General features: G+C 66.0%; 23 protein-coding genes. 11 read left to right on the plus strand and 12 right to left on the minus strand.

Features of this window, described 5'->3' with window-relative positions; genetic code table 11:
* Positions 1-20 precede the first annotated feature (20 nt).
* Together LX81_RS09800 and LX81_RS09805 are read right to left on the minus strand one after the other, a co-directional pair.
* Positions 21-1487, minus strand: a complete 1467-nt coding sequence (locus tag LX81_RS09800; protein WP_111537134.1) for a DUF2252 domain-containing protein — start codon at positions 1485-1487, stop codon at positions 21-23.
* A gap of 37 nt (positions 1488-1524) precedes the next feature.
* Complete coding sequence (locus tag LX81_RS09805) at positions 1525-2094, minus strand: DNA-3-methyladenine glycosylase I (protein WP_111537135.1); 570 nt, start codon at positions 2092-2094, stop codon at positions 1525-1527.
* A gap of 99 nt (positions 2095-2193) precedes the next feature.
* Between LX81_RS09805 and LX81_RS09810 the strand changes: the two genes are divergently transcribed.
* The 4 genes from LX81_RS09810 to phbB all read left to right on the plus strand — a co-directional run bounded on the left by LX81_RS09810 (position 2194) and on the right by phbB (position 5970).
* Positions 2194-3030: an EAL domain-containing protein gene (locus tag LX81_RS09810; RefSeq protein ID WP_111537190.1), complete on the plus strand. Its 837-nt coding sequence runs from the start codon at positions 2194-2196 to the stop codon at positions 3028-3030.
* 135 nt (positions 3031-3165) lie between these two features.
* Entirely contained in the window at positions 3166-4341 is a 1176-nt protein-coding gene (locus LX81_RS09815) for an acetyl-CoA C-acetyltransferase (protein ID WP_111537136.1), read from the plus strand.
* A 40-nt stretch (positions 4342-4381) separates the two neighbouring features.
* A complete protein-coding gene (locus LX81_RS09820) occupies positions 4382-5233 on the plus strand; it encodes a patatin-like phospholipase family protein (RefSeq protein WP_111537137.1) in 852 nt (283 codons plus the stop codon).
* Between the two features lie 14 nt (positions 5234-5247).
* Complete coding sequence (gene phbB, locus LX81_RS09825) at positions 5248-5970, plus strand: acetoacetyl-CoA reductase (protein WP_111537138.1); 723 nt, start codon at positions 5248-5250, stop codon at positions 5968-5970.
* Between the two features lie 159 nt (positions 5971-6129).
* Here phbB and LX81_RS09830 read toward each other — a convergent pair whose 3' ends face one another.
* The 3 genes from LX81_RS09830 to LX81_RS09840 all read right to left on the minus strand — a co-directional run bounded on the left by LX81_RS09830 (position 6130) and on the right by LX81_RS09840 (position 7349).
* Entirely contained in the window at positions 6130-6294 is a 165-nt protein-coding gene (locus tag LX81_RS09830) for a YdcH family protein (protein WP_111537139.1), read from the minus strand.
* A 103-nt stretch (positions 6295-6397) separates the two neighbouring features.
* Positions 6398-7156: a tRNA1(Val) (adenine(37)-N6)-methyltransferase gene (locus LX81_RS09835; protein WP_111537140.1), complete on the minus strand. Its 759-nt coding sequence runs from the start codon at positions 7154-7156 to the stop codon at positions 6398-6400.
* Positions 7134-7349 carry a putative signal transducing protein gene (locus LX81_RS09840; RefSeq protein ID WP_111537141.1) on the minus strand — a complete coding sequence of 72 codons (216 nt, stop codon included), beginning with the start codon at positions 7347-7349 and terminating at the stop codon, positions 7134-7136. Before LX81_RS09840 ends, LX81_RS09835 begins: the two co-directional genes overlap by 23 nt.
* A gap of 49 nt (positions 7350-7398) precedes the next feature.
* On the opposite strand from LX81_RS09840, the gene LX81_RS09845 reads away from it, so the two are divergent.
* A complete protein-coding gene (locus tag LX81_RS09845; protein WP_111537142.1) occupies positions 7399-8388 on the plus strand; it encodes a polyprenyl synthetase family protein in 990 nt (329 codons plus the stop codon).
* Positions 8389-8404: 16 nt separating this feature from the next.
* Here LX81_RS09845 and LX81_RS09850 read toward each other — a convergent pair whose 3' ends face one another.
* The 3 genes from LX81_RS09850 to LX81_RS09860 all read right to left on the minus strand — a co-directional run bounded on the left by LX81_RS09850 (position 8405) and on the right by LX81_RS09860 (position 12645).
* Positions 8405-9229: a 4-(cytidine 5'-diphospho)-2-C-methyl-D-erythritol kinase gene (locus LX81_RS09850; RefSeq protein ID WP_111537143.1), complete on the minus strand. Its 825-nt coding sequence runs from the start codon at positions 9227-9229 to the stop codon at positions 8405-8407.
* Complete coding sequence (locus LX81_RS09855; RefSeq protein WP_111537191.1) at positions 9219-10907, minus strand: tetratricopeptide repeat protein; 1689 nt, start codon at positions 10905-10907, stop codon at positions 9219-9221. Before LX81_RS09855 ends, LX81_RS09850 begins: the two co-directional genes overlap by 11 nt.
* An 88-nt stretch (positions 10908-10995) precedes the next feature.
* Positions 10996-12645 carry an electron transfer flavoprotein-ubiquinone oxidoreductase gene (locus LX81_RS09860; RefSeq protein ID WP_111537144.1) on the minus strand — a complete coding sequence of 550 codons (1650 nt, stop codon included), beginning with the start codon at positions 12643-12645 and terminating at the stop codon, positions 10996-10998.
* Between the two features lie 228 nt (positions 12646-12873).
* Here LX81_RS09860 and greA point away from each other — a divergent pair, with 228 nt between their 5' ends.
* Together greA and LX81_RS09870 are read left to right on the plus strand one after the other, a co-directional pair.
* Positions 12874-13344, plus strand: a complete 471-nt coding sequence (gene greA, locus LX81_RS09865) for a transcription elongation factor GreA (protein WP_111537145.1) — start codon at positions 12874-12876, stop codon at positions 13342-13344.
* A gap of 87 nt (positions 13345-13431) precedes the next feature.
* A complete protein-coding gene (locus tag LX81_RS09870; protein WP_111537146.1) occupies positions 13432-14439 on the plus strand; it encodes a hypothetical protein in 1008 nt (335 codons plus the stop codon).
* Between the two features lie 89 nt (positions 14440-14528).
* On the opposite strand, the gene LX81_RS09875 is transcribed toward LX81_RS09870, so the two are convergent.
* The 3 genes from LX81_RS09875 to rpsU all read right to left on the minus strand — a co-directional run bounded on the left by LX81_RS09875 (position 14529) and on the right by rpsU (position 18764).
* The gene (locus LX81_RS09875; RefSeq protein ID WP_111537147.1) at positions 14529-17111 is read right to left on the minus strand and encodes a TIGR02302 family protein; all 2583 of its coding nucleotides are present in this window, start codon (positions 17109-17111) and stop codon (positions 14529-14531) included.
* Positions 17112-17161: 50 nt separating this feature from the next.
* Complete coding sequence (gene lysA, locus LX81_RS09880) at positions 17162-18427, minus strand: diaminopimelate decarboxylase (RefSeq protein WP_111537192.1); 1266 nt, start codon at positions 18425-18427, stop codon at positions 17162-17164.
* Positions 18428-18557: 130 nt separating this feature from the next.
* The gene (gene rpsU / locus LX81_RS09885; RefSeq protein ID WP_007255353.1) at positions 18558-18764 is read right to left on the minus strand and encodes a 30S ribosomal protein S21; all 207 of its coding nucleotides are present in this window, start codon (positions 18762-18764) and stop codon (positions 18558-18560) included.
* A 125-nt stretch (positions 18765-18889) separates the two neighbouring features.
* Between rpsU and LX81_RS09890 the strand changes: the two genes are divergently transcribed.
* From LX81_RS09890 to LX81_RS09900, 3 genes are read left to right on the plus strand one after another with little or no spacing between them, the layout of a single operon-like run.
* Complete coding sequence (locus tag LX81_RS09890; protein ID WP_111537148.1) at positions 18890-19573, plus strand: COQ9 family protein; 684 nt, start codon at positions 18890-18892, stop codon at positions 19571-19573.
* Complete coding sequence (locus LX81_RS09895) at positions 19570-20574, plus strand: NAD(P)H-quinone oxidoreductase (protein WP_234822554.1); 1005 nt, start codon at positions 19570-19572, stop codon at positions 20572-20574. The genes LX81_RS09890 and LX81_RS09895 overlap by 4 nt, the downstream gene beginning before the upstream one ends.
* Positions 20571-21566 carry a serine hydrolase domain-containing protein gene (locus LX81_RS09900; RefSeq protein WP_111537149.1) on the plus strand — a complete coding sequence of 332 codons (996 nt, stop codon included), beginning with the start codon at positions 20571-20573 and terminating at the stop codon, positions 21564-21566. The genes LX81_RS09895 and LX81_RS09900 overlap by 4 nt, the downstream gene beginning before the upstream one ends.
* A 7-nt stretch (positions 21567-21573) precedes the next feature.
* Here LX81_RS09900 and LX81_RS09905 read toward each other — a convergent pair whose 3' ends face one another.
* Positions 21574-22194 carry a ribonuclease T2 family protein gene (locus tag LX81_RS09905; protein ID WP_111537150.1) on the minus strand — a complete coding sequence of 207 codons (621 nt, stop codon included), beginning with the start codon at positions 22192-22194 and terminating at the stop codon, positions 21574-21576.
* A gap of 135 nt (positions 22195-22329) precedes the next feature.
* On the opposite strand from LX81_RS09905, the gene LX81_RS09910 reads away from it, so the two are divergent.
* Complete coding sequence (locus tag LX81_RS09910) at positions 22330-23088, plus strand: DUF1013 domain-containing protein (protein WP_111537151.1); 759 nt, start codon at positions 22330-22332, stop codon at positions 23086-23088.
* Position 23089: the final 1 nt, after the last annotated feature.

The raw sequence follows: 23089 nt of genomic DNA on the forward strand, positions 1-23089 counted from the left end.
TCGCGATAGCTGGTACGAGCTTAGCGATAGACCATGTCGATGTTCTTGAAGGCATCGAGCTCGTGATCCTCGCAGAACATCCGGTGATCCTCCTTCAACCGGTCCGCCGCTTCCTCCACGAAGCCCACGATGTCGCGGATGAAGAGCGGCCGGGGTGAGGCGGCGGCGACGATCGACGGCTCGACGTCGTAGTCGATCTGACCCAGATCGTCCGAGAGCGCATGTGCCTGGGCGAGCACCGCCCCGCAGACCTCCGCGTATTCCTTCCAGGTCCCGTAGGAGAGTTCGTCGAGATCGATGTCATCGCGGAAAGGCGCCCGCTCGCGCGACATGAAGCTCGTGCCCTCGATCTCCACCGCGCCGTAGAAGATGTCGCCGCGGGCGAGCTGTACCGATTGCCCGTGGGCGATGCGCTCCGCGTTCGAGCCCGCGTCGAACTCCGTGGACGGTGTCAGACCCTCGAGCGCGGAGCGGCGCGCGCGCTTGAACTCGATGATGATGTCGTCGGTCGCGTCCTTCGACGGACCCTCGATCAGGACGTAATAGCGCGGCAGGCCGAGCGATGCGGTCCCCTGGCCATGACGCACGCAGACATCCTTGACCTTCAACTCGCCGGCACGGTCGGGAACCTCGAACCCCTTCGCGGATGCGAGATCGTTGACGGCCTTCTGGAACTTTTCCGCCTCGCTCGAGATCGGCTGCAACTCGTCGTCGGCTCGGAAACCGCGCCCGTTGGGCTTGAGGTAATCGCCCCAGAGCCACTCGCGGCGCTCCTCGTAGGCTTCCTTGAAGAGGCGGCGGATCACCTTCGGGGAATTGTCCATCCGGTAATCGTCGTTCTTCTCCGTCGCGTATTGCGCGTAATTCTCCATCGCATCGAGATAGCCCTTCACGAAACGGGCGATGATCTTGCGACGCTTCTTCTTCGAGAAGCCCGCGACGTCATGCGCCGCGACCCAGAAGCCGACTCCGCCGCGTTTCAGATCCCAGGTGAAGGGGGCATAGATCGTTTCGTCGAAATCGTTGACGGAAAAGATCGGCGCGCCGTCGGAATTAGGCATGATCCCGAAATTCTCCGGATGAACGTCGCCGAGCGCCATGACGGAAGGCATGTTCGAATCGATGCCGACCATGTCGCGGTAGAAGAGGAGCGCGGTGCCGCGGAAGAACTTGAAGCGCGAGCTGGCGAGCTTGTCGAACTTTACCTCCGCACCCATCGAGCGCTCCTCGATCCGGGTCTGGTGATCCTCCCTCAGCGTCGAGCGGACGTGATTCCGTCGCGCCTCCCCGGTCAGCATCGCCGGGGGGACGACCTGATCGCCCTCCGCGATGCGCTGCGAGAGCTTGCGGAACGCATCGACGCGGCCTTCCGACTTGTGGACGGCGACGACCTTAGGTTGGTCCTTGGCCTTCGAAGATTTGGAGCTTCCCGATTTGCTGCCGCCCGACGATCCGTCCGCGGATTTGCTGCTCGCGCGCTTCGCCATCCCTGTTCTCCCCTGCCAGCGGACGCCGATGGTCCCTTCAACGAACCATAGCGGCGATCTCGGCATGGCGGAAGCAGGAGGTCACGTGATCGTTGACGAAGCCCGAGGCCTGCAGGAAGGCATAGGTGATCGTCGGCCCGCAGAACCGGAACCCGCGGCGTTTCAGATCGGCCGAGATCCGACGCGACGTGTCCGTTTCGGCGGGTACGGCCGTCGCATCTGCGAAGGCGTTCTGCCGCGGATGCCCGTCGAAATAATCCCACAGGAACCGGTCGAACCCGATCTCGGCCTCGATCTCGCACCAGACGCGGGCATTGCCGATCGCGGCCTCGATCTTGCCGCGATGGCGCACGATGCCGGGATCTGCGAGCAGCCGCAGGACATCGGCCTCGCCCCATGTCGCGATACGGCGGGGCTCGAACCCCTCGAAGGCCGCGCGGAACCGGTCGCGCTTGCGCAGGATGGTGATCCAGCTCAGCCCCGCCTGGAACCCGTCGAGCACGAGCTTCTCCCACAGGGCCCGGCTGTCGTATTCGGGAACGCCCCATTCGGCATCGTGATAGGCCTGATAGAGGGGATCGTTCCCGCACCATTCGCATCGTCGCATCACGCATCTCCCTTCCGCCCACGTACCCGCCGGGCGGGTCTTCACCGAATTTTAGAACGTCGCTGCGAGAAGCGAAACGGGATGACGGAGATCGAGGCCATGGCTCTGATTGCGACGAATGTCGGGCGTGCGTCGCACCCCGTCGCGCCGGACCTTGCGGGAGCCGATACCCGGCCGTCGTCGAACGACATCCTGAGGACGGTCGAGGAATCGATCGAGGACGACAATGCCCTTCTCGCGTTCCAGCCGGTGGTTCCGGCAGGGCGCCCCGACATGCCGGCCTTCTACGAGGGATTGATCCGCGTCCTCGACCGCAACGGCCGCATCATTCCCGCCAAGGATTTCATCGGCCAGGTCGAGGAAACCGAGATCGGGCGCCGGATCGACTGCCTGTCGCTTCGACGCGGCCTGGCGCTTCTGGCCCAGCAGCCCGATCTGCGCATCGCGATCAACATGTCGGCCCGCTCGATTTCCTTCGCGCCATGGCGCGAGACGCTCGAGCGGGGTTTGACGCTCGATGCGACGGTCGGCGAGAGGCTGATCCTCGAGATCACCGAGAATTCCGTGAACCTGATGCCGCAGGAAGTCCGGAGCTTCATCACCGCGATGCAGGATCGAGGGGTCAGCTTCGCGCTCGACGGTTTCGGCTCGGGCTACACGTCGATGCGTCATCTCAAAGATATCCGCTTCGATATCCTCAAGATCGACGGGTCGTTCGTCCGTGGGATTTGCCAGACCGCCGACAACCAGGCCATCGTCAAGGCCATCGTCTCGATCGCGCGTCATTTCGACATGGTCACGATCGCCGAATGCGTGGAACTGGCCGAGGATTCCCGGGTCCTGAGACAGATCGGCGTCGATTGCCTGCAAGGCTACTATTTCGGGGCGCCGACCATCCGGCCACGCTGGGCGCCGGGCGCCGAGCGGCAGGGCTGAGCCCCAGGGGGCAGGAAACCGCCGGGCTGTTGTGCTGACGCCCGCTTTCGCTTTATCAATCGATCGAGAAGACGCGGCCGGGATCGCCCGATGCGACCGCCGCGGTTTCTATCGAAATGCGAGAGGGGGATCTCCATGACCAATGTCGTTATCGCTTCCGCCGCCCGAACGGCCGTCGGCAGTTTCTCAGGTGCCTTCGCGAACACGCCGGCACACGATCTCGGAGCCGCGGTCCTCGAGGCGATCGTAGAGCGTGCCGGAATCGACAAGTCGGAGGTCTCCGAGACGATCCTGGGCCAGGTGCTGACGGCGGGGCAGGGTCAGAACCCGGCGCGCCAGGCCCATATCAACGCGGGCCTGCCCATCGAGGCGGCCGCCTGGGGCATCAACCAGGTTTGCGGATCGGGCCTCAGGGCCGTGGCGCTCGGTGCGCAGCACATCCAGCTCGGCGATGCGGAGATCGTGGCCGCGGGCGGGCAGGAGAACATGTCGATGAGCCCGCATGTGAAGAACCTGCGCCAGCCGCACAAGATGGGCGATGTGTCCTTTATCGACACGATGATCCGGGACGGCCTCTGGGACGCGTTCAATGGCTATCACATGGGCCAGACCGCGGAGAACGTCGCGGAGAAGTGGCAGATCAGCCGGGAGCAGCAGGACGAGTTCGCCGCCTCCAGCCAGAACAAGGCGGAAGCCGCGCAGAAGGCCGGCAAGTTCGACGACGAGATCGTCTCCTTCACCGTCAAGGGCCGCAAGGGCGACACCGTCGTCGACAAGGACGAATATATCCGCCACGGCGCCACGACCGAGGGCATGGCCAAGCTGCGGCCGGCCTTCACGAAGGATGGCAGCGTTACGGCCGGCAATGCGAGCGGCATCAACGACGGGGCGGCGGGCGTTCTCCTGATGAGCGCCGATGCGGCCGAGAAGCGGGGGATCGAGCCGCTCGCCCGCATCGTCAGCTACGCGACCGTGGGCCTCGACCCGTCGATCATGGGGACGGGTCCGATCGGGGCGAGCCGCAAGGCGCTCGAGAAGGCCGGATGGAAACCGTCCGATCTGGACCTCGTGGAAGCCAACGAGGCTTTCGCGGCGCAGGCCTGCGCGGTCAACAAGGATATGGGCTGGGATCCGGAGATCGTGAACGTGAACGGCGGCGCGATCGCGATCGGGCATCCGATCGGCGCCTCGGGTGCGCGGATCTTCAACACGCTCCTCTTCGAGATGAAGCGCCGCGGCGCCAAGAAGGGCCTCGCCACCCTCTGCATCGGCGGCGGGATGGGCGTGGCCATGTGCGTCGAGCGGCCCTGATCGACTTGGCCGCGCGCCCATCGCGCGCGGCCCCTTCGTCATGGCGCAGAGTTTCTACGATCAGATCGTCTTCTCCGGCGGAGGCACGCGCTGCATGTGGCAGGGCGGGTTCATCGACTACCTCCGCACCGAGATCCCCATAGAGCCGAAGCGGATCATCGGCGTCTCCGGCGGGGCCTGTACCGGCTGCGGTTTCATCACCAAGCGCGGGACCCGCGTCCGCGACACGTTCATCGACCGTTTCGCGGCGCATGACCGCAACATTCCGCTGCACGAACCTTTCGACGGGGAGCCCGGCCGCTCTCCGCATCAACTCCTCTATCGCGACATCATCGAGGAATGTTTCGGGGACGAGGAAGCCCGGAAGCAGATCGCGGAAGGCCCGCAATTCCAGATCCTGATCGCGCGGCCGCCCGACGACGACTGGAAGCGGCTAACCGGCGCGGCGATGACGCTCGTCTATGTCGCCGATACCCAAATCCGGTCCAACCCGCATCTCGAATGGGCGGAGAAGATGGGCCTCCGGGAAGAACGCGTGGACGCGAATCAGGCTGCGCGCGACGGGACGCTACTGGATCTCGTCTGTGCGGCAGCCACGATCCCGCCGGCGTTCGATCCGCCGGACTGGGACGGGCGGCCCGCGATCGATGCGGGCATGGCCGATCAGGCCCCGATGCCGGTTCCCGACGAGGGTACCAGCCTGATCCTGCTGACCAAGCGGTTCCGCAACCTACCGAAAATCGAGGGACGTACGTATGTCCAGCCGTCTCAGGAGGTCCCTGCAGACAAGATCGACTTTACCGACCCCGAGCAGGTGCGCGATACATGGCGGATCGGCGAAGAGGATGCACGTAATTTCCTTGCCGAATTGAGGGAAGCCAAGTCGGAATGACGGGAGGAAGATGAATGGGAAGAGTCGCAATCGTCACGGGGGGCACCCGCGGGATCGGCGCTGCGATCTCGAAGGCGCTGAAGGAAGCGGGCTACGAGGTCGCTGCGAACTACGCAGGCAACGACGAGGCTGCGCGCGCCTTCACCGACGAGACCGGGATCAAGACCTACAAGTGGTCGGTTGCCGATTACGAGGCCTGCAAGGCCGGTGTGGAGCAGGTGGAGGGCGATCTGGGTCCGGTCGAGGTCCTGGTGAACAACGCAGGCATCACCCGCGATGCGCCGTTCCATAAGATGAAGCCGGAGCAGTGGAACGAGGTGATCTCGACCAACCTCACCGGTGTCTTCAACATGACCCACCCCTGCTGGCCGGGCATGCGGGAGCGCGGCTTCGGCCGGATCGTCACGATCAGCTCCATCAATGGTCAGAAAGGGCAGTTCGGCCAGGCCAACTACGCTGCCGCGAAGGCGGGGGATCTGGGCTTCACCAAGACGCTCGCGCAGGAGGGTGCGTCGAAGGGGATCACGGCCAACGCGATCTGCCCCGGCTACATCGCGACCGACATGGTCATGGCGGTGCCGGAAAAGGTGCGCGAGTCGATCATCTCGCAGATCCCCGTAGGCCGCCTGGGCGAGCCGGAAGAGATCGCGCGATGCGTGGTGTTCCTCGCCTCCGATGAAGCGGGCTTCATAAACGGCTCGACGATCACGGCGAATGGAGGCCAGTTCTTCGTCTGACCGATGCCTGACGGGTTGGACCGGCCATGATGCGCGCATGCATACGACCGGTCCTTTCGAATGGCTCGAAATTTACTGGATCGGCGCTTCTGGGCGCCGATCTCTGCATTGAAGTAAACGGATGCGATCCGGCCGAATCCAGCCGGATGCGGGCGCACGCTAGTGCGTCAAACGTTCTATCTGCTCCTTCAGCCGGAGCTTCTGCCGTTTGAGTTCCATGATCTGCAGGTCGTCGAATCCGGGGCTTCGTTGAGCCGCCTCGACCTGGTTGGAGAGATGTTGATGCTTCTTCCGCAGTTCCTGGACATGCGAACTCAACGCCATCGTCGTTCTCCTTAGCTGACAGTGATCCAAGTGCAGCACAGATTCGAGATTCTGTCACGTGCTTGTAACACGAAAAGATAAAATTGACGGAAAGTTGCTCAACCTATGGGAGTGCAGCGCACCCCCTCAGTACAGCGGCCAGAGCGGCGCTGTAATCGTCCCCGTCCTTGAGATGGGTTTCCGCCGCGTGGACGACAAGTGGTGCGCGAAGGATCGGCGGTGTCCGGCTTTCCTTCACGCCGTGCACGATCACAAGTGTCGCGGGCCGGCCGGGACGTGGCTGGATTGGCCGGATGTCGAGCCCACCCAGCCGGGGCGCCATCGCGGCGAGGAGATCCGGCAATCGGTGGGCACGCTGAACGATCGAAAGCGTGCCGCGCGGCAATAGCCGCCGCGCGCCCGTGTCGATCCAGGCCGCGAGATCGAGCCGCTCCCGGCGCGCCTGCTCGCGGTCGTCCTCGCTGGCCGGTGTGCCCGAACTGGCCTCGTAATAGGGTGGATTCGCGATGACATGGTGAAATCGCCGGCTTCGGATTTCGGGCGGGGGCGCTGCGACGTCGCCGATCACGATCTCGGCCGCGATCTCGTTTCTGGCCGCATTCTGTCGCGCCATGTCCGCGTAGAGCGGCTGCAGCTCCAGTCCCGTGAGACCGAGTTCCGCGACGCGTACGCCGAGGCAGAGAAGCGCCACGCCAGTGCCACATCCAAGTTCCAGCACGCTCTGTCCCGGTCGGGCGGGAATCGAGGCCGCGAGGAGGACGGGGTCGATGCCGGCACGGTATCCGCGCCGCGGCTGGATCACGTTCAGGCGCCCGCCGAGAAACCCGTCGCAGGTCGTCTCACTGTCCGAGATCGACGTCATTGTCCGTCAGAACGACACGGGCGCGGAAATGATCGCGCGACGCCACCATCAGCCGCCGGGGTAGAACTCCGATCGAACCTTCGAGGATGCTCATGTGGACGTCCAACTCGAAGCACTCTATGTCCTCGCCCTGCAGGAGCGCCTTGGCGAAGGCGATCGAAGTCGGGTCGCTGCTGCGCATCAATTCCTTCATGCCCCGGACATATGGGCGGGGTGATCCCTTGTCGAGGCAGGAGACCGCGATGGACGCCGAGGCAAATCCGCAGGAACGTCTTGCCACCGCGCTGAGTGCGCGGCTGGCCGATGTCGATGGCCTGATCCGCGAGCGGATGGCGTCCGAGCACGCGCCGCGGATCCCCGCGGTGAGCGATCACCTGATCGGTGCGGGCGGCAAGCGGATCAGGCCCATGCTGACCCTCGCCGCCGCGGAGCTCTGCGGCTACCGGGGCCGGCACGATGCGCACCTCGCTGCGGCGGTGGAGTTCATCCATACCGCCACGCTCCTTCATGACGACGTGGTCGACGAATCGCGTCAGCGCAGGGGCCGTCCGACCGCGAATCTCCTCTGGGACAACAAGTCGAGCGTGCTCGTGGGCGATTATCTCTTCGCCCGCTCGTTCCAGCTGATGGTCGAGACCGGAACGCTCCGCGTGCTCGACATCCTCTCTTCCGCCGCGGCGACCATCGCGGAGGGCGAGGTTCTGCAGCTTACCGCGATGAGCGATCTCGCGACGGGCGAAGAGACTTATCTGCGGATCGTGCGCGGCAAGACCGCCGCGCTCTTCTCCGCCGCCGCCGAGGCTGGCGGCGTGATCGCGGGCGCGCGCGACGAGGTCACTCGAGCGCTCTTTACCTACGGTGACGCGCTCGGGATCGCGTTCCAGATGGTCGACGACCTCCTCGACTGGCAGGGAACGGAGGTCATCGGCAAGAATGCGGGGGACGATTTCCGGGAGCGGAAGATGACACTGCCGATCATCCGGGCGGTCGCCGCGGCCGATGACGAGGAGCGGGCATTCTGGACCCGCACCATCGCGAAGGGCCGCCAGGAAGACGGCGATCTGGAGCAGGCGGCTCGCCTTTTGGAACGGCACGGTGCGCTGGCCTCGACACGGAAGGCGGCACTGGGCTGGGCCGAGCGCGCGCAGGCCGCCCTTAAGATCCTGCCCGCGACGGAGCTGCGCGACATCCTGCACGATCTCGGCGATTACGTGGTCATGCGCATCCGCTGACTGCCGGTCCGGGCGATCACCCGAGCGGCGTCGCGGCCACCCACCAATTCGGACGCTGCGCCCTGATCTCCGCGGCCGCCTCGCGGGCTTCGGGAAGACTGGGATATAGGCCGAAGCACGTCGCCCCCGACCCGCTCATCCGGGCGAGCTGGCATCCCGACGTCGCGGCCAGAAGGCCCAGAACCACGCCGATCGACGGTGCGATGGCGCGTGCGGGGCCCTCCAGGTCGTTGCGCTGCCGAGCAAGCCATACCGCAAATTCCTCGATCTCCGTACATTCTTGAATGTCCGGCATCGGCGCATTCTCGCGCTGCGTAAGGGTTGCGAAGATATCAGGCGTGGGTACCGTGACGCCCGGATTGACGAGGCAGGCGTAAAGCGGGGGCAGGGAGGGGACGTCTTCCACCTGTTCGCCGATGCCACGCATCCGTGCCGCGCGCGCACGGAGGCAGACCGGGATGTCGGCCCCCAGGGCTACGGGTTCGGCGGGCAAGGGGCGTTCGTCCAGAGCGTTGAGACCGCGCAGCACCGCGGCCGCGTCCGCCGACCCGCCACCGATCCCCGCTGCCGCGGGCAACTCCTTGATGAGGGTGATGGCGGCAGGCGGCCCACCCATCATGCGGGCCGCTTTCAGGCAAAGGTTATCCTCCCCGGTCGGGACACCGGGCGCCATCGGACCCTCGACAGCAAGCGACCATTCAGCGGCAGGGGTGAGCCGGATCCGGTCTCCGATGTCGGCGAATGCCACGAGCGAGTCGAGCAGATGGTAGCCGTCCGCGCGGCGGCCGGTCACATGCAGAGAGAGATTGATCTTGGCCGGCGCGAACGCCTCAACCGTCATCGGCGACCCTGAGCGGATCGGCGCCCTCCTCCGCCAAGACCTCGTCGAGACCGACGTCGAGCTTCTTGCGGATCCGGTCGGGCTTCACCTCGTCGTTCTGGTCGTTCTCCACGAAGCTCAGGGCCCGCATCCACTGGAACCGCGCCTCGAGTTCGCGGCCGACGGCCCAGTAGACATCGCCCAGATGGTCGTTGACGACCGGATCGACCGGCATCAGCTCCACGGCCCTCTCCATCGGATCCACCGCCTCGTCGTAGCGGCCGAGCCGGTAGAGCACCCAGCCGAGACTATCGATGATGTAGCCGGATTCGGGCTCCGCGGCGGCGGCGCGCTCGATCATGTCGAGCGCCTCGTCGAGATTCTCCTGCCGCTCCACGAGCGAGTAGCCGAGATAGTTCAGGACCTGTGGCTGTTCGGGATTTATCTCGAGAGCTTTCCTGAAATCCGCTTCCGCCGCGTTCCAGTCGCCCAACCGCTCTTCGGTCACGGCGCGGGAGAAAAACGGCAGCCAGACCTCGCCGTCTTCGCTAGACAGCTCGATGGCGGCATCGTATGCGCGCCGCGCTTCGTCGAAGCGCTCGAGTTGACGCAGGGTATCGCCAAGCGCCATGCGGATCGCCGCGGAATCAGGCCGCTGACGGGCAAGCTGACGCATCACCTCGATCGCGGCATCGTCGCGTCCCGCTTCGCGCATCACCTGCGCCCGACCGAGCTCGGCCGCCTCGAAGGCGGGACTGTCGTCGGGAATTGCACCGAACGCCTCGATGGCGAGATCGTGCTGCCCGAGATTCTCGAGAAGCTGCGCCGACATCAACGTCGCCTCGATGAGGTCGGGGCGCAGATATTCGGCCAGCCGCGTATAGACCAGCGTATATTCGGGCCCGGTCTCCGAGATGAGGACGCTCGCGATGTCGTGGAACGCCTCCGCGATGCCGTCCCGCGCCGTCGGCGTGATATCGAACTCGATCGCCTCCTCCGCCTCCAGCCGGTTGCGGATATCCATGAGAGGGGGGTCGAGCTCGTCTCCGAAACCGCTTTCGAGCATCGCCATGGCCTCGTCGAAGCGGCCGAGCTGGCTGAGTATTTCGACCTGCGCGAGGACCCCGCGACGTGCGAGACGCAGGGAGGACGCATCGGAAAGCGTCGTCTCCGCCTCCTCGAACCGGCCGATGGAGGCCAGCGCGAGAGCCTTGTGATAGATGCCGAACAGCGCCACGCCCTGCTCTTTCGCGACAGCGTCGAACGCCTCGATCGCGGCGTCATCCTGGCCGTCGCCCAGAAGGGCCCAGGCCCGGACGAGCCCGTCGAAAAGCGGCCCCACGCTCATCCCCGCATCGAGGTCCTCGAGAAGCGGAGCCCACCTGTCGTCTTTTGCTTGCGAGGCGATGAGCACGAGGCTCGCGATCTGGCTTTGCCCCCCGGTCTCGATTGCACGGCGGGCAACGGCCTCGGCCCGGTCGACCTGCCCTAGGGAGACATACGAGCCCGCGAGCGCGTCGAGGAGCCCGAGGTTCTGGCCGTCCTCGCGGATCGCCTCGCCGAGATAGCGCGCGGCTTCGGCGAAATCCCCGGAGATCTGCGCGTGACGCCCGGCCAGATAAGGGCCGGAATTGGTCTGCGCCGTCGCCGGGACAGAGGTCAGGCCGAGAAGGGCCGCGAGGAGGACGGGACGGAGCATGATCATTCCTTCCGGGCACGTTGCCCCTGAGATAGGCCGCGTCGCCGCGCCTGACAATCGGCGCGGCTTCCGCTCGGCGACGTCCCGTTCACATGTTCGGGTAGTTCGGCCCGTCTCCACCCTGCGGCACGGTCCAGACGATGTTCTGGCCGGGATCCTTGATGTCGCATGTCTTGCAATGCACGCAATTCTGGAAATTTATCACGAATTTCGGATCCTGGCCGTCCTCGGTGACGAATTCGTAAACGCCCGCCGGACAGTAGCGCTGCGACAGTCCGGCATATTTCGGCAGGTTCACCTCGACGGGGCGCTTCGCGTCCTTCAGCCGCAGATGCGCCGGCTGGCTCTCCTCGTGGTTCGTCCCTGAAAAGCTCACATTCGTGAGCCGGTCGAAACTGAGCGTCCCGTCCGGTTTGGGATAGGCAATCTCCTTGTGACGGCTCGCCTCCTCCGTCGCTTCGGCATCGGTCTTGCCATGCTTGAGCGTGCCGAGAACGGAGAATCCCGCCGTGTTGCACCACATGTCGAAGCCCCCGAGCGCGAGGGAGGCTGTCAGGCCGTAACGCGACCAGATCGGCTTCACGTTCCGCACGCGCTTGAGGTCCTGTCCGATCGCGCCCGTCCGCACTTCCGCGTCGTATTCCGAGAGCGTGTCGCCCGCGCGACCGGCTTCGATCGCCGCGTGGGCGGCCTCCGCCGCGGCCTTCCCGGAGAGCATGGCGTTATGATTGCCCTTGATCCTCGGGACGTTGACCATTCCCGCGGCGCAGCCGAGTAGCGCGCCGCCCGGGAACGCGGCCTTCGGCAGAGACTGGAAGCCGCCCTCCGAGATCGCCCGCGCGCCATAGGCCACGCGCTTGCCGCCCTTCAGGAGGTCGGCGACATAGGGGTGATGCTTGAACTGCTGGAAGGCGAGGTAGGGGTTCACGTACGGATTGGCGTAGCCGAGATGGACGACGAAACCCACGTAGACCTGGTTGTTGTCGAGATGGTAGATGAACGATCCGCCGCCGGCGGATGAGCCGAGCGGCCAGCCCATCGTGTGGGTGACCGTTCCCTCCGCATGCTTTTCCGGGTCGATCTCCCAGATCTCCTTCATGCCGAGACCGTATTTCTGGACGTCGCTTTCGGCCGCGAGGTCGAACCCCTCGATCACCTGCTTCGACAACGATCCGCGCACGCCTTCGCCAAGGAAGACGTACTTGCCGTGCAACTCCATCCCGGGCTCGTAGCTCGGCCCCGGCGTGCCGTCCGCGTTCCGGCCGAACTCGCCCGCGACGACGCCTTTCACCGAGCCGTCTTCGCGATAGACGAGTTCGGAGCAGGACATGCCGGGGAAAATCTCCACGCCCAGGGCTTCGGCCTGCTCCGCCAGCCACCGGCAGACATTGCCCATCGAGACGATGTAATTGCCGTGGTTGTTCATCAGGGGCGGCATGACGGCGTTGGGGATCCGCATCTTTCCCGATTCGCCGAGAAAGAAGAAGTTGTCCTTCTTCACGGCCACGCTGACCGGTGCGCCCTGCTCCTTCCAGTCCGGCAGGAGCGCATCGAGACCTACAGGGTCGAGGACCGCGCCCGAAAGAATGTGGGCGCCGACCTCCGATCCCTTCTCGAGCACGACGACCTCCCGGGAGGGGTCGAGCTGCTTCAGGCGTATGGCGGCCGAGAGACCCGCCGGTCCGGCCCCGACGATGACCACGTCATACTCCATGGCTTCGCGTTCTGAATCGGACATCTCTCTCCCTTCACATGACGACCCGCGGTCGTTATCTGTTATGCAGCTAGTGGTTTCGGCGTCAAATGCGACGCCGCGGATGTTTTGCCCGCCTCCGGGCATCGTCCGCACCTTTCGCAACCATCCGGCCTTTTCCCCGCGGAAAGGTCGCGATATGTGTATTCTCTCGTCGCTCGACCGTGAGCGATCGGACGATGCACCTGACCTCTATCAGTGTTGGACGGGACGATGGAAAAGATAGCGCTGACCCGCGCGGGGCATACCGCGCTCAACGCCGAGTTGAAGCAACTGAAGTCCGAGGACCGCCCCGCAATCATCCGGGCGATTTCGGAAGCGCGCGAACACGGCGATCTGAGCGAGAACGCGGAATACCACTCGGCCAAGGAGAAGCAGTCCTTCATCGAGGGGCGCATCAAGGAGATCGAGGGCATCCTGAGCCTCGCCGACGTGATCGATACGTCCAAGCTGTCCGGTCCGATCAAGTTCGGCGCGCGGGTCACGCTCGTCGACGAGGAGACGGAGGCGGAGAAGACGTACCAGATCGTCGGCGAGCCGGAAGCAAATCTCGAAGCGGGCAGACTGAACATCAAGTCGCCCCTGGCCCGCGCCCTGATCGGCAAGGACGAGGGCGACAGCGTGGAGGTCCGCACGCCCGGCGGCGAGAAATCCTACGAGGTCGTGAGCGTCGTCTATTCCTAGACCCCTCCGATCGGAAAGGGCAGCAATGTCCGAATGCATCACAGACGCCGCTCGCCTTCCGGGGCATCTCGGCTGGGGGGCGGGAACGTGAAGTTCTATGAGATCATCGCCCTTGCCGCCGGCGTACTCTGGTTCGTCTTCTGGTCCATCCGGCTCTTCACCGCGGAAGGCATCAACGACCTCGACGCGCTCTTGACGCTCACGATCGTCGTTCTGCCCCTGGGATTCGCATGGCTCGCGATCGGCGTGTTCCAGGTGCGCCGGGCGCTTCTCGACGCGCAGGAGGACCGCCTGGCCCAGGCGGAAGCGCTCGAACAGATCGAGGCGGCGCTCGCGCGGGAGCTGAGGCGGCCGGATCCGGAGGATGGAGCCGGTGGCTCCGACGGATCCGGTATTCGCGACGCGCTCGATCACCTGATCGATTTGCAGACCCGGGGTGAGGCGCGGCTGTCCGGAAAGATCGCCGAGTTGGGCGAACGCCTGCGTCACGTCGAAAGCGGGGGCGGGGGTTCGCCAAAGGCAGCGGCGCCACCGCCGTCGACTGCAGCGCCGAAACCCGTCGGCACGGTTCCACCCGAGGACGAGGAGGTCTCCGAGCCGTTGACCGAGTCTTTCGAGGCCGACGAGCTCAGCCTGGAGGATTTCATCCTCGCCATGCAGTTTCCCACGGATGCGGACGATGATGCCGGATTCCGGGCCCTGCGGCGGGCCTTGAAGGATCGTCGTGCCGCGCAGATCGTGACCTCGGCACAGGATATCCTGACATTGCTGAGCCAGAACGGAATCTACATGGACGATTTCCATCCGCTCGCCGCGCCGCCACGGACCTGGCGGCTTTTCGCGGGCGGAGAGCGCGGCCATGCCGTCGCGGCTCTGGGCGGGATTCGAGATCGCGAGGCGCTTGCGAAGGTCTCCGCCCGGATGCGGGAGGACACGATCTTCCGCGATGCCGCGCAGCACTTCCTGCGCCATTTCGACACCGCCCTGGCAGAACTGGAGCCCGTGGCGAGCGACGCGGAGATCGCCGCGCTGGCGGAGACGCGCAGTGCGCGGGCGTTCATGCTGGTGGGCCGGGTCGCCAAGCTCTTCGGCTGACGCAGCCCTTTACCGCTCTCAACTGCCTGACATCAGGACTTGGTTGAGGGTGCCTTGCTCCGGACGGGCCGCCCCATAGCGGGGTCCCTTCAGAACCGATCTAGCAGGCGGCGGAGGTATTCGCGTTCCTCCTCCGGGCGGAGCTGGTCGCCCGAGCGCCGCCGGATTTCGTCGAGCAACTCCTCCGCCCGGCGATAGACGTCGTCCTGACCGAGAAGCTGCTCGTCGGAGCCGATACGGCCATTGCTTGCGGGCTCGCGGCCGAGCGGGTCGCGTTGCTGGCCCTGCGTATCGCCATCGGTGCTCGCTTGGCCTTGGCCGTCTTGCTGCTGCTCTTGCGCCAGCGCCTCGCCGAGATTGCGGATACCTTCCCGCAGCGCTTCCATCGCCTCGGATTGCCGGTCGAGCGCGCCGGCGTAGTCGCGCTCGCGTAGGGCGTCCTCCGCCCCGTCCATGGCGCGACCCGCACGGTCGAGGGCGTCGCGTGCCGCATCACCGGCCTCGCTGCCAGCGCCCGGCAGATTGCCGCGCTGACGTTCGAGCTCGTTTCGCAACGCCTGCTGCCGATCGGCGAGCGATTGACCCTGACCCTGCTCACCGCCCTGTCCGGGCTGTTGCCCCTGGCCGGGCTGACCCTGCTGGCCGGGTTGCTGACCTTGTCCGGGTTGCTGACCCTGCTGGCCCGGCTGCTGTCCTTGTTGTCCGGGTTGCCGCCCCTCTCCGGGCTGGTTCTGACCGAACTGCTCTTGGAGGTCCTGAAAGGCATCGTCGCTCAGGCCTTGCTGATCGCGCAGCGTCTCCTGCAGATCCTGCATGGATTGCTGCCCGGGGCTCTGCTGACCCTGGCCGGACTGACCTTGCGTGACCTGCATGTTCTCCATCATGCGATTGAGCTGGTCGAGAAGCTCCTGCGCCTCGGCCATGCGGCCCTGCTCCATCAGCTCCTGGATGCGGTCCATCATCTCCTGGAGCTGGTCGCCGGTGATCTCCTGCATCTCGCCCTGGGCCTGCTGCTGTTCCTGGCCCTGCGACTGCTCGGCGAGCTGGCGCATGTAATCGTCCATCGCCTCGCGCAGCTCCTGCATGAGCTCCGCGATCTCCGCGTCATCGGCGCCGTTCTCCATGGCCTCGCTCAAACGCTCCTGCGCGCGGCGCAGGCGCTCGAGCGCATCGGAAAGGTCGCCGTATTCGAGTTCGTTGGCGATGTCCCAGAGTGCCGCCGCGATCTCTTCCTGCCGCTCCAGATCCAGCGGCGTGTCGGCGATGCCGGCCTCGAGCCGACGGATCGCGACGCGGAGACGCAGGAACAGGCTTTGCGAAGGGAAGGCGTCCTCGGGGTGAAAGCTCACCGCACGCAGCACCTGCGAGACACGGCGGGCGTTCTCCCGCGTCCAGAGCAGATCACGGCGCTGTTCGATGATCGCCTGTGCCATCGGATCGAAAAATCGCAGCCCGTGAAGCGGTGTCGAGATCGGCTCCGAGGCGCCGGTCTGACCCATCGCGTCCACCACCTCGTAGCGGAGCGTCACCGGGAGGTTGGCCCAGGGGTGCTCGCTGAAATTGTCGACGAGGGTTCCTGTGAAGTCGGAGCGGTCGCCGCTGATCGGAAGCGGCAGGTCGACGACGATCGGATCGCGCGGATCGGGATCCGGGGCGAGACCGTAGCGGCGCTCGATCGCATCCGTGTCGAGCGTGATGGTCACCCGCCCGCCGGTCACGCCGAAATCATCGGAAGCTTGGAAAGGCTGTCGGAACTCCCCGCCCTCGGCGCGTTCCGCAGGCTCGGTCACGGTGATCGCCGGCGGCGCGTCCGGGGCCATCGCGATGTCCCATGAGCGCCCGCCACGCCCCTCGACCTCGATGCGGCCGGGCTGCGTGATCTCGAAGCTCTGAACCGGGCCCGACGCGGCCTCCGGATCGCCGGCACGGGCGGAAACCGTTTCCATCACGTGGAGGGAATCGACCTCGCCGTAAAGGCGCAGCGTGACGGAACTGCCTTCAGGGACCTCCACGCTTTCGCCGAGATCGGCCAGATAAAGGCTCGGCAGTCCGGTATAGGCCGGCGGTTCGATCCACCCTTCCCAGGAGGGGCCCGCAGCGGCGGCCTGACCACCGCCGCCAGGCGCCATCTCCGCGATACTGCCGACGCGCAGGATCGACCCGAAGAGAAGGGCGATCGCAAGCGCCAGAAGCGCCGCGTAGCGCAGCGCATAGGGATCCCGGTCCGACACCCTGAGATCGGGCCGCACTGCGCGGGCAGACCGAACGCGCTCCGCCATCCTCAGCACATGCGCCTCCCAGACGGCGCGGGAGGCACTGTCGGCGCCGCCGATCGCCTGACTGTCGGAGATCGCCGTGATGGGCCGACCGGGCAGGGTCCGGTCAAGCCGGTCGAGCGCCTCGGCTTCCGTCGGTAGGGAGAAGCGTCGCACGCCCCAGGATGCCGCCCAGATCACGTTTGCCACGATGGCGACACCGAGCATCCAGACGACTTCGAGGGGGAGGGTGTCCTGCACGCCGAGCATCAGGAGCGCCGCGGCGAGGATCAGGAGCGTCCAGAGCGGCCAGAAGGTTCGTGCCACGCGCTCGGCGACCAGTCCCAGGCGGGTCATCGCGAGGGGACGTCGCAAGCCGCGGCGGGCCGCTTCGGGAAGGGTGGGCTCTGCGGTCATGGACCTCCGGGCCGGGCCCGAGTATCAGGCCCGATGCGGAGGATGCCGCGTTAGAGCCACTCGGGAACAATATCGCGCGCGATCATCTCGTCAAATGTCGGGCGGCGGCGGATGACGGCAAATTGATCTCCGCTCACCAGCACCTCGGGGACCAGGGGCCGCGAATTGTACTCGGAGGACATCACGGCGGCATAGGCACCGGCGGAGCGGAACGCCACCAGGTCGTCCGGGCGGAGCGGCGGGACCGGGCGGGCCTTGGCGAAGGTGTCACCCGATTCGCAAACCGGTCCGACGATGTCGTGCGGCTCGGCTTCCGTGCCGGGCGCCGGCTCCTCGATCGGGACGAGGTCGTGATGCGCGCCGTACATCGCCGGTCGGATCAGATCGTTCATCGCCGCGTCGAGGATCACGAAGTCGCGGTCGTAGCCCTTTTTGAGATAGAGGACGGAGGCCACCAGGATGCCCGCATTGCCGGAGATGAGACGCCCTGGTTCGATCTCGATCTCGCAGCCGAGATCGCCCACGGTACGGCGGATCAACTCGCCGTATTCGGCGGGCTGGGGTGGTATGTCGTTGCCGCGCGAATAGGGAATGCCGAGACCGCCGCCCAGATCGAGGCGCGAGATCTCGTGGCCATCATCACGCAGCGTCCGGGTCAGCTCCGCGATCTTGCCGTAGGCGGCTTCGAACGGGGCAAGGGCGGTGAGCTGGCTGCCGATATGGACGTCGATCCCCACGACGCGCAGTCCCTCGCACGAAGCGGCATGGGCATAGACCTCGCGCGCCCGATCGATCGGGATGCCGAACTTGTCCTGCTTGCGGCCCGTGGCGATCTTCTCGTGCGTCGCGGCGTCGACATCGGGGTTCACCCGGATCGCAATCGGCGCCACGGTGCCGAGCTCGGTCGCGACGCGGTTCAGCAGGTCGATCTCCGGCTCCGACTCGACGTTGAACTGGCGGATCCCGTGTTCGAGCGCATGGCGCATCTCCTCGCGGGTTTTGCCGACGCCGGAAAAGACGATGCGGTCACCCGGAATTCCGGCCGCACGGGCCCGCGCGTATTCACCGCCCGAGACCACATCCATGCCCGCACCGAGATCCCCGAGCAGCTTCAGCACCGCGACGTTCGACAATGACTTCATCGCGAAGCAGACGAGATGGTCCATCCCCGCGAGCGCCGCGTCGAACAGTTTGAAGTGTCGCGTGAGCGTGGCGGTGGAATAGCAGTAGAACGGCGTCCCGACTTCCGCCGCGATCCGGGCGATCGGCACATCCTCGGCATGGAGTTGCCCGTCGCGGTAGAGGAAGTGATCCATGGTCTCGTCCGTCGCCCGCACCAAGACGTCCCGTGACATGGACGTTCCGGATCGGAAAAGAAAAGGGGGAAAGCGAAACCCCCGAACGGAAGGGTCCGGGGGTCCAAGGCGTCTCAGGCGGGCGGAGGTCTTAGAGGAGACCTTCGCGCTGGGCCTTCTTCCGGGCGAGCTTGCGCTGCCGGCGGATGGCCTCGGCCTTCTCGCGCGCCTTCTTCTCGGAGGGCTTCTCGAAATGCTGCTTGAGCTTCATCTCGCGAAAGACACCCTCACGCTGCAGCTTCTTCTTCAGGGCACGAAGCGCCTGATCGACATTGTTGTCGCGAACGCTGACCTGCATGTGGTTTTCACCACCTTTCTAAGTTGGAGTTTCGGATTTGCAGGAAGTGGTCATCTAGCAGCCCGGGCCTAGCTTGTCCACCGATCAGTGCGGTCCCGCGGGCCCGCGACGCGATGGAGGGTTTTATGACCGAGACCGAGGAGCGGCTGCTCGATGCCGCGCTGACCCACGTGCCGTTCGACGGATGGAGCGAGGCCACGCTCGCCCGCGCCGCGCGCGATGCCGACGTGTCGAAGGCCGAGGCGCGCGCGCTTTTCCCGCGCGGAGCGGTGGACCTCGCGCTCGCCTTCCATCGGCGCGGCGACGCGCAGATGGCCGAGAGGCTTTCCGGCATGGCGCTTGCCGACATGCGCTTTCGCGACCGCGTGGCGGAGGCGATCTGGATCCGGCTCGAGGTCATCCCCGACCGGGAAGCGGTGCGCCGGGGCACGACGCTCTTCGCCTTGCCGCAGTACAGCGCGGACGGCGCGAAGGCGCTCTGGGGGACGGCGGACCGGATCTGGACCGCGCTCGGCGATCGCTCGGACGACATCAATTGGTACACGAAACGGGCCACGCTCGCGGGGGTCTATGGATCGACCGTCCTTTACTGGCTCGGCGACGATTCCTATGAGGGGCAGGACACCCGCGCCTTCATCGACCGGCGCATCGAGGACGTGATGCGGATCGAGAAGGCGAAGGCTGCGGTCCGGGCCAACCCGGTTCTGCGGACGGTGAGCGCGGGTCCGCTCTGGGCGCTCTCGAAGGTGCGGGCTCCCGCGCGAATGCCGAAGGTGGACCTGCCTGGACGATGGAGGGGAAAGAGATGAAAGACGGCGCAAACATTCCTGACGAGATGGAGGTCGTGGAGATCTCCGAGTATGGCGGGCCCGAGGTCCTGAAACCCGCGCGCCGGACCGTCGCGGAGCCGGGGCATGGGGACGTGCTCATCCGCGTAGCCTGGGCCGGCGTCAATCGCCCCGACGCCCTGCAGCGGGCGGGAAATTACGCGCCGCCACCGGGAGCGAGCGACCTGCCGGGGCTCGAGGTCTCGGGCACCGTCGCGGCCGTGGGACCGGGTGTCGATCTCGAGATTGGGAGCGAGGTCTGCGCGCTCACGCCTGGCGGCGGTTATGCCGAGTACGTGGTCACGCCGGCCGCGCATTGCCTGCCGGTTCCCGACGGCCTCGACCTGAAGCGGGCGGCCTGCCTGCCGGAGACGTTCTTCACCGTTTGGACCAACGTCTTCCAACGCGGGCGCCTCGCCGCGGGCGAGCGCGTGCTGATCCATGGCGGCTCCTCGGGCATCGGCACGACCGCGATCCAGCTCGCCCGCGAGTTCGGCGCGCGCGTCTTCACGACGGCGGGCAACGCGGAGAAGTGCCGCTTCTGCGAGGAACTGGGCGCCGAGCGGGCGATCAATTACCGCGAGGAGGCGTTCGAGGACGTGCTCGATGAGGCGGGCGGAGCCCATCTCGTTCTCGACATGGTCGGGGGCGATTATATCGCGCGCAACGTGAAGGCGCTCGCCGACGAGGGGCGTCTCGTGCAGATCGCGTTTCTCGGAGGCTCGAAGGCGGAGTTGAACTTCGCCCCGGTGATGATGCGGCGGCTGACGATTACGGGGTCCACACTGCGCCCGCAGAGCGATGCGGCGAAGGCGCGGATCGCCGATGCGCTCCGAGAGCAGGTCTGGCCGCTCCTTTCCGCGGGCAAGGTCGCGCCGGTGATGGACAGCACGTTCGCATTCGCCGACGCCGCGAAGGCCCATGCCCGGATGGAGAGCTCGGAGCATATCGGGAAAATCGTGCTGGAGGTGGCCGGGGGATGACCGGCGCACCGACCCGGCGGACCTTGCTCGCGGGCGCCGCGGCAGTGCTTGCCCTGCCGGCGCGCGGCCAGTCCGACCGCTGGGCTCCCGTCATCGAGGCGGCAGAGGGTCTCGATCAGCTGCACGCCCTCGTCATCGCGCTCGACGGCCAGACGGCGCTAGAGCGTCGTTTCCGCGGGCCCGCGCTCGGCCAGCCGGTGAACGTCAAGTCGGTGTCGAAGACCGTGGTCGCGGCCCTCACGGGTGTTGCGATCGACAGGGGCGAGATCGGCTCGCTCGACGCGACATTGGGCGAACTTGCGCCGCAACTGATCCCGTCCGGAGCCGATCCGCGTGTCCCGGGTCTCACGATCCTCGACCTCGTGACGATGCGCGCGGGGCTCGAGCGGACCTCGGGGTCGAATTACGGGCTATGGATCTCGAGCTCGAACTGGGTCGCGGACGCGCTCGGGCGCGATTTCGTGGCCGAGCCGGGCGGCCGTATGCTCTATTCCACGGGCAGCTTCCACGTGCTCGGGGCGGTGCTCTCGGAGGTCACGGGGCTCAGCCTCCTCGATCAGGCACGCCAGCGCCTCGGCCAGCCCCTGGGCATCGAGATCCCGCCCTGGACCCGCGATCCGCAGGGGCGCTACATGGGCGGCAACCAGATGGCGTTGACGCCCGCGGGCATGATCCGTTTCGGCGAGGCCTTCCGGCAGGACGGCACGTGGAACGGCACCCGCATCCTCAGTGCCGGTTGGGTCGAGGACTCTTGGGAGCCCGTGACGAACTCGCCCTTTTCCGGCATGGGCTACGGCCTCGGCTGGTTCCTGGGACAGATCGGCGGCCACGATTACGCGCTCGCGCGGGGTTATGGCGGGCAGGTCATCTGCGTCGTTCCCGATCTCGACATGACGCTGGCCATCACCTCCGATCCGAACCGTCCGGCCCGCTCCCAAGGCTATTTCGGAGACCTTATGTCTCTCATCGAGACGGCGGTGTCGGTGGCCTGACCGCGGCTCACTCGATCGGATCCATCAGCGCGTCGCCGAGGCTGCAGTCGCGGATCACGTCCAATCCGCACCGCCGCGGCGCGAGGTCGCGCGTGAGGCAGAGACGCGCCTCCTGAATGCGTCCGTCGCGACAGGTGATCGTGATCGCTTCGGAGAAAAGCTCCGGATTCGCTTCGAGGAATGCCTCCTCCACGACCCGAGCGGGCAGGGCGACCGGTTCATCGAGACGGCGGAACACATCCGGTTTTGCCACCTGCCCGAACGCGGTGCGGGCGGCGTCGAAATAGGCCCCCGAGGGTAGTCCGGCGCAGCGGCCGTGCTTCTTCCACTGATACCACGCGAGACCACCATCGCCCATGATGTCGGCCATCGCCGCGGTCTCGGCACGGCTGGGATCGGCTTCGGTCGTGTCGCAATATTCGGGGTAGCCGCGTTCGTATTGCGGCCAGAGACCGTGCAGGATCCAGCCGAACCGGCGGTCGCATTGCGCCGCGCCGCGCGCATCACCCTCGATTGCGCACCAGGTGGGCGACCAGGACATCGACAGGACGTAATAGTCGAACTCCCCGGCGTCATCGGACCAGGCGGGAGCGGCAAGAAGGGCCAGAAGGGCGGCCAGGCGACGCATTTCGGGTCTTTCCTCAGGACGTTCGTCCGACTATATGTCATCCGAGTTCCCCGACAATGCGAACTTGGGTTCCCCCGGAGCCCGGCCTTGAGAAGGGCCGCGGGGATGGCATGCCGATGACGAAGGAGACGTCCGATGGCTGACAAACCGATCATGGCCAAGGCCACCGCAGTCTGGCTCGTGGACAACACCACGCTGACCTTCAAGCAGGTTGCCGATTTCTGCGGATTGCACGAACTCGAGGTCCAGGGCATCGCCGATGGCGATGTCGCGGTGGGCGTGAAGGGGTTCGACCCGATCGCCAATAACCAGCTGACGCAGGAAGAGATTGACAAGGGCGAGGCGAATGCGACCCATCGCCTGAAGCTGAAGTTCAACGCCGCCGCTGTGGGCGAGGAGAAGCGTCGCGGTCCGCGCTATACGCCGCTGTCGAAGCGGCAGGACCGTCCCGCCGCGATCCTCTGGCTCGTGAAGTTCCACCCGGAACTCGCGGACGCGCAGATCTCGAAGCTCGTCGGGACGACGAAGCCCACGATCCAGGCGATCCGGGAGCGGACCCACTGGAACATCAACAATATCGAGCCGATCGATCCGGTGGCCCTGGGCCTGTGCCGGCAGACGGAACTGGACCTAATCGTCCAGAAGGCCGCCGCCAAAAAGGCACGGGAAGGCGAGGTGATGACCGATGACGAGCGTCGCAAGCTCGTCTCCACCGAGCAGAGCCTCGAGGGCGGCACGGAGACGCGGATGCCGTCGTCGATCTCCGGCCTCGAGACCTTCACGCTGAGCGATACCGGCGAGGAACTCGAAGAAGAGAACGACCGCGACGTGAGCGATGCGGACAGCTTCTTTAATCTTCCGGACGGCCCGCGGGACGACGACTCGGAGGATTGAT

This window comes from Palleronia aestuarii (assembly GCF_003253995.1).
Taxonomy (GTDB): Bacteria; Pseudomonadota; Alphaproteobacteria; order Rhodobacterales; family Rhodobacteraceae; genus Palleronia; species Palleronia aestuarii.